The organism is Corallococcus sp. CA049B (assembly GCF_003611685.1).
In the GTDB taxonomy this organism is placed as follows: Bacteria; Myxococcota; Myxococcia; order Myxococcales; family Myxococcaceae; genus Corallococcus; species Corallococcus coralloides.
This window is the reverse complement of record NZ_RAWC01000353.1, coordinates 1-5,227: the sequence shown is the minus strand read 5'-3', so window position 1 is coordinate 5,227 and position 5,227 is coordinate 1. Positions and strand designations below refer to the sequence as shown.

The following is a 5,227-nucleotide window of genomic DNA, read 5'->3' as shown; positions in this document are numbered from 1 at the left end:
TCGAACGCGCCGAAGAGCTTCTTGCGCCGGTCCTCCGCGGTCGCCTCCCCCTTCTGGGGCGCGGGGGCCGGGGCGGGCTTCACGCCGGGCACCGCCACGGCGGCCGGGGAGGGCGCGGGCGTCTCCGCGGGAGGCGTGGGCGTGGGTTTCGCCACGACCTCCTTGGGCGGCGGCTGCGCCACTTCCTTGCGCGGCAGGAGCTTGGGGTCGCGCGGCTTGCCCAGCCGCACCAGCGACGCGTTGATGGGCTTCTGGTCCAGGTTCACCTTCGGCGCGGACGAGAGGCGCGCGTAGAGCAGCGCCGCCGCGACCACCGCCACGTGCCCGACCACGGAGACGACGAGGAAGCGCGACAGCCGCGTGGGCCGTGACACCAGCAGGCTGTGGGAAACCGCGGAGCTCATGGGCTAGCGCTTCGCCTCCTTGGGCTTGCCCTTGGTGGGTGCCTTGCCGGAGTTGGACGCCTTGGAGCCCGTGGCGGGTTCCGTGATCATCCCCACGTTGGCGATGCCCGCGCGCTGGGCCGCGGCCATCACCTCCACCACCACGCCGTACGGCACGTCCCGGTCCGCGTGGAGGTACACTTCTTTATCCGCCTGCGCCTTGGCGTTGGCGGCGAGCTTCGTCTCCAGCTCCTCCAGCGCGACTTCCGCGTCCCCGATGTAGACCTTGCGCCCCGCGTCGATGGAGAGGACGACCTTCTTCTCCGTCGCCTCCACCGGGGCCGCCTTCGTCTCCGGGAGGTTCACCTTCACGCCCTGCTGGATGAGGGGCGCCGTCACCATGAAGATGATGAGCAGCACCAGCATCACGTCCACCATGGGCGTGACGTTGATCTCGCTCATGGTGGTGCGTCCACCGCCGCCCTTGCCTCCGCCCATGCCCATGTGCCGGGTCCCCTAGCGGAAGAAGTGCCGCTTGATGATGTTGAGGAAGTCCGCGGAGAAGTTGGACATCTCCGTGTCGAACACCTTGATGCGGCTGACGAACGAGTTGTACGCGACCACCGCCGGGATGGCCGCGAACAGCCCCGCCGCCGTGGCGAAGAGAGCGTTGCCCACCGGCGCCGCCACCGTGGCCAGCGTGGCGTTGCCCTGCTCCGCGATGTTGTTGAACGCGCCCAGGATGCCAATCACCGTGCCGAACAGGCCCACGAACGGCGACGCGGCGCCCACCGTGCCCAGGAAGGACACGCGGTTCTCCAGCTCCGTGATCTGCGCCGTGGCCGCGCGGTTGAGCGCGCGCTCCACGTTCTCGATGCCGCCCAGCTTGGCGCTCATCGCGGCCTCGGCGCCGCCGTCCTGGGTGCCCGTCTGCGCCAGCTTGCTCAGCTCCTCGTAGCCCGCGCAGAACACCTTCGACAGCGGCGAGCCCTCCAGCTTCTGGGCGGACTGGTAGATGGCTTCCAACCGTGACGCCTTCCAGAACGTGTCGAGAAAGGTGAGCGACTGGGCGCGGGCACGCGACAACTGGGTGGCCTTCATGGCGATGAGGGCCCAGGAGGCGACCGACACGCCCATGAGGAGGAGGAGCACCGCGAGCTCGATGAACGACGCGTCGCGGATGATCTCCACGTAGTTCATGGCGCCAAAGGCCAGGGGCAGGTGGGGTATCATGGGGTCCAGCGCGTAACATTCCGTCCTCGGGTGGGTCAAACCCGCCGACAACGCCCGGTTGCTTTGGACGGCACTGAATAATTCCCGGGGTCGGTCGTCTGGAGGGTTGTTCCGGGCCGACGACCTCACCCATCCCGAACCACGGATGCCCATCATGAACGCGAGAACGCTCGCCGCATTCCTCTGCTTCTCCTCTGGACTCACCGGCTGCGTCGTTGAAAGCAACCACCCGCGCTACCCCGGCGACGTCCGGATGTCGTGGAGCTTCGACGGCGCCACCTGCGGCCAGATGCGGAACATCGATGGCGTCGACATCTACATCGACGGCGAGATCCTCGAGGGTGACGGCAAGTATCCCTGCTCGGCGAACGGCTTCGACGGCATCGTCCTGCACGACTTCGCGCCCGGCACGTACTCGTTCACGGCGCAGGCGGTGGACTACGACGGCGTGGCGGTCTACTCGTACCGCGGCACGTTCTCCGTGGACGGCAACGTGGCGGTGCCCATCAACTTCAACACGGGCAACACGGGCGCCACCTCCTACGCCTATGTGAACTGGGTGTTCCCCACGGAGGCGGGCACGTCCTACCCCTCGTGCGGCCAGGCCGGGGTGGCCTATGTGGATGCCCGCGTGGATGACGGCCCGTGGGGGCGCTTCAACTGCAACCAGGGCAGCCAGGGCCGTTACGTGGAGACGCCGGACATGGCCCCCGGGCAGCACTACCTGGAGGTCGTGGCCATCGACGCTCTTGAGCGGCCTCTCTACTACTACGGCGGCGCCTTCACGTCGCAGGCCGGCATCCCGGCCTCCATCACGGCGAACACCTGGGCCATTGGTGGCGCCGTGGTGGGCTGGCAGCTCTATGAATCCGGGGAGCCGCTCACCTGCGGCCAGGCGGGCGTGAGCGAGGTGGGCATCAACTTCCAGGACATGCACACCCTGGAGTGGGTCTACGGTGAGGCGGGCCAGTGGTTCTCCTGCAACGAGTCCCCGGCGGTCTTCGAGTTCCTGCGCCCCGGTGAGTACTTCGTGTCGTTGCAGGCGAACGGCACGGGCGGCCGGCGCTACATCTCTCCCCGGGGGGCGGACATGCTGAGCCTGCGCGTCTACGCCCACAGCTTCCCCGGCACGCAGAATCCCCCCATCGCGCCGCTGGACCGCGTGCAGTAGTCGCGGGGTCCACCCGGAACGGGCCGCATGAAAGGGTCGGAGGCCTTCCAGGCTTCCGGCCCTTCATGCGTTCAGGGGGCACGCGGGCGGTGCGGGGGGCGTTGGCATCAAACGTGATAGGGACTCACCCCATGCGGCAAGACAGCCACGGTCCCATCGGCGTGTTCGACTCCGGCATCGGAGGCCTCACGGTCCTCAAGGCGCTCATGGCGCGGCTCCCCCACGAGCGCACGCTCTACCTGGGGGACACGGCGCGCGTGCCCTACGGCACCAAGTCCGGCGAGGTGGTGACGCGCTACTCGCTGAAGAACGCGGAGTTCCTGCTGGAGCGTGGCATCAAGCTGCTGGTGGTGGCGTGCAACACGGCCTCCGCCGCGGCGCTGCCCGCCCTCCAGGCCGCGCTGCCGGTGCCGGTGCTGGGCGTGATCGAGCCCGGGGCCCGCACGGCGCTCCAGCGCACCCGGGGCGGCGGCGTGGGCATCATCGGAACGCCGGGCACCGTCCGCTCCGGCGCGTACCAGCGGGCGCTGGAGGCGGGCAACCCGAAGGTCGCGGTGAAGGCGACGGCGTGCCCGCTCTTCGTGCCCCTGGCGGAAGAGGGGTGGACGAACGGCGACGTGCCGCTGCTCGTGGCCCGCGAGTACCTGGCCGGCTTCGCGCGCGACGGCGTGGACACGCTGGTGCTGGGCTGCACCCACTACCCGCTGCTCAAGGGCGTCATCGCCGAGGTCGTGGGGCCGCACGTGTCGCTGGTGGACTCGGCGGAGGCCACGGCGGAGGCGGTGGCACAGCTGCTGGAGGAGCGGGGGCTGCTTGCTCCAGCGGCTCCGGAGCCCGGGGGCGCGCCCGAGCACGCCTTCTTCGTCACCGACGTGCCGGAGCGCTTCGTGGAGGTGGGGGCCCGCTTCCTGGGGCGCCCCATTCCTTCCGCGGAGCAGGTGGACCTGCGCTTCTAGGCGGGCCTGCCGCCTCAGCGCACGGGGGGCGTGGAGACGCTCGCCGTGGGCTCCTCGGCGGAGGACTTGAGCAGCTCCTTGGCGGCCTGGATGACGGGCAGCTCCTGGGCGCCGTCCACGGCGACGAGCGCCTGGGCGGCCTCCGTGCCGATGTCGTCCTGGCGCGGCAGCTGACCGGTGGCCCAGGTGATGAGCCGCTCCATCAGCGGGAAGAAGTGGATCATCTTCAGCGGCCGGTTCATCCAGCCCACGGTGATGCAGTAGTACTGGTTGAAGGGCTTGGTGTGGTGGATGCGGTGGTGGTCCGGCGGCAGGATGAGGTGCACGCGCTGCAGGAAGTGGATGATCGCGGGCGGCTCATCCAGGTGCGACCACTTGTGGAACTGGTTGGTCGCCATCACCCAGAAGATCATCGCGCCCAGGAACGCGGCCAGGAACACCCAGCCCGGGCCGGCGAGCGGGATGGCCACCGCGAGCGCGGCCACCGGCAGCGACACGAGGCAGTTGTTGCCGTTGGTCTCCACGAAGTCGTGGCGGGTGATGGCCTTCTCGTCCACGTGGTGCTCGCGGAAGGGGCGGATGAACGCCTTGCCCAGGACGGGCATCTCCGTGGATCCCCACGTGTCGCCCATCCAGTGGACGAAGCCGGACACGAAGTCCGCGGCCAGGTAGCCCAGCACCACCGCCAGGGTCAGCATCCACGGCCCGGTGTGGTGGGTGCTCCAGAGCTTGTAGACGAGCACGCTCTCCAGGCCCACGAACGCGATGATGGAGGCGATCTCCATGGCGCGGATGGCGGGCGAGTAGCCCTGCGCGAGCGCCTGGGCATCCTGCAGGCGGACCTTGTCCGCGATGGTGTCCGGCTTCTTCATCGGTGGTGTTCCGGTCCGCGGCAGGGAGGGAGGGACTGACGGCGCGATCGTCAGAGGGGTTTACGTACCCCAGGGCGTTTCGGCTTTTCAACAGAGGCGCCCATGCCCGCCAGGCTGGTGTCCCCGTGCGGATCCGCACACCGAGCGTCGCGGGAGGTGGCGGACGCACACCCCGGGGAGCGGGCAGGCACGCGTAAAAGAGGTGCGGGACGCGTGACGCTTACCTTGTGAAGCCTGGACCCCGCTGCTACGGTGCCCGACCTCGGCAATGGCGAAAACCTTCGAAAAAGCCGTCACCGGCTTCAATCACAACATCAAGCACAAGGGGAAGGTCTACCACGTCCAGACCGAGGACTCGGGCGTCAACAACCCCCACATCATCACCCACCTGTTCGTGGGCGGGAACATCCTCGCGTCCAAGAAGACGTCCTACGCGGACATCCTCAACGCGGAGAACCTGGCGGAGGTCGTGCGCGAGTTGATGGAGGAGCAGCACAAGGAGATGCTGCGCAACCTCATCAACGGCGTGTACGACAACTACGAGTCCACGGTCCGTTCGTACCAGCCGGGCCAGCTGGCCACGGATGCGGAGATGGCCGCGCAGCCCAAGCT

At 68.7% G+C, this 5,227-nt stretch carries 5 protein-coding genes and 2 pseudogenes; 3 read left to right on the top strand and 4 right to left on the bottom strand.

The features are described from left to right. From D7W82_RS42465 to D7W82_RS38200, 3 genes and pseudogenes are all read right to left on the bottom strand, one after another. Positions 1 to 404: pseudogene (locus tag D7W82_RS42465) on the bottom strand (energy transducer TonB); the annotation flags it as partial. 3 nt (positions 405 to 407) lie between these two features. Further along, the gene (gene tolR, locus D7W82_RS38205) at positions 408 to 887 is read right to left on the bottom strand and encodes a protein TolR (protein WP_120622973.1); all 480 of its coding nucleotides are present in this window, start codon (positions 885 to 887) and stop codon (positions 408 to 410) included. 12 nt (positions 888 to 899) lie between these two features. Continuing rightward, complete coding sequence (locus tag D7W82_RS38200; RefSeq protein ID WP_120622972.1) at positions 900 to 1,616, bottom strand: MotA/TolQ/ExbB proton channel family protein; 717 nt, start codon at positions 1,614 to 1,616, stop codon at positions 900 to 902. Between the two features lie 154 nt (positions 1,617 to 1,770). Between D7W82_RS38200 and D7W82_RS38195 the strand changes: the two genes are divergently transcribed. After that, positions 1,771 to 2,787 (top strand): hypothetical protein, encoded by a 1,017-nt coding sequence (locus tag D7W82_RS38195; protein WP_147439759.1) that lies wholly within the window; start codon positions 1,771 to 1,773, stop codon positions 2,785 to 2,787. A gap of 131 nt (positions 2,788 to 2,918) precedes the next feature. Beyond that, the gene (murI, locus tag D7W82_RS38190) at positions 2,919 to 3,743 is read left to right on the top strand and encodes a glutamate racemase (protein WP_120622970.1); all 825 of its coding nucleotides are present in this window, start codon (positions 2,919 to 2,921) and stop codon (positions 3,741 to 3,743) included. A 14-nt stretch (positions 3,744 to 3,757) separates the two neighbouring features. Here the strand turns inward: murI and carF are convergent, their stop codons facing one another. After that, positions 3,758 to 4,615: a plasmanylethanolamine desaturase gene (gene carF / locus D7W82_RS38185; protein ID WP_120622969.1), complete on the bottom strand. Its 858-nt coding sequence runs from the start codon at positions 4,613 to 4,615 to the stop codon at positions 3,758 to 3,760. Between the two features lie 268 nt (positions 4,616 to 4,883). On the opposite strand from carF, the pseudogene D7W82_RS38180 reads away from it, so the two are divergent. After that, a pseudogene (locus tag D7W82_RS38180) lies at positions 4,884 to 5,227 on the top strand (hypothetical protein); the annotation flags it as partial.

Bases quoted from the DNA above. Each gene is read 5' to 3' on its own strand.
- D7W82_RS38195 (WP_147439759.1), top strand. From the start codon at position 1,771: ATGAACGCGAGAACGCTCGCCGCATTCCTCTGCTTCTCCTCTGGACTC.
- carF (WP_120622969.1), bottom strand. From the start codon at position 4,615: ATGAAGAAGCCGGACACCATCGCGGACAAGGTCCGCCTGCAGGATGCC.
- murI (WP_120622970.1), top strand. From the start codon at position 2,919: ATGCGGCAAGACAGCCACGGTCCCATCGGCGTGTTCGACTCCGGCATC.
- D7W82_RS38200 (WP_120622972.1), bottom strand. From the start codon at position 1,616: ATGATACCCCACCTGCCCCTGGCCTTTGGCGCCATGAACTACGTGGAG.
- tolR (WP_120622973.1), bottom strand. From the start codon at position 887: ATGGGCATGGGCGGAGGCAAGGGCGGCGGTGGACGCACCACCATGAGC.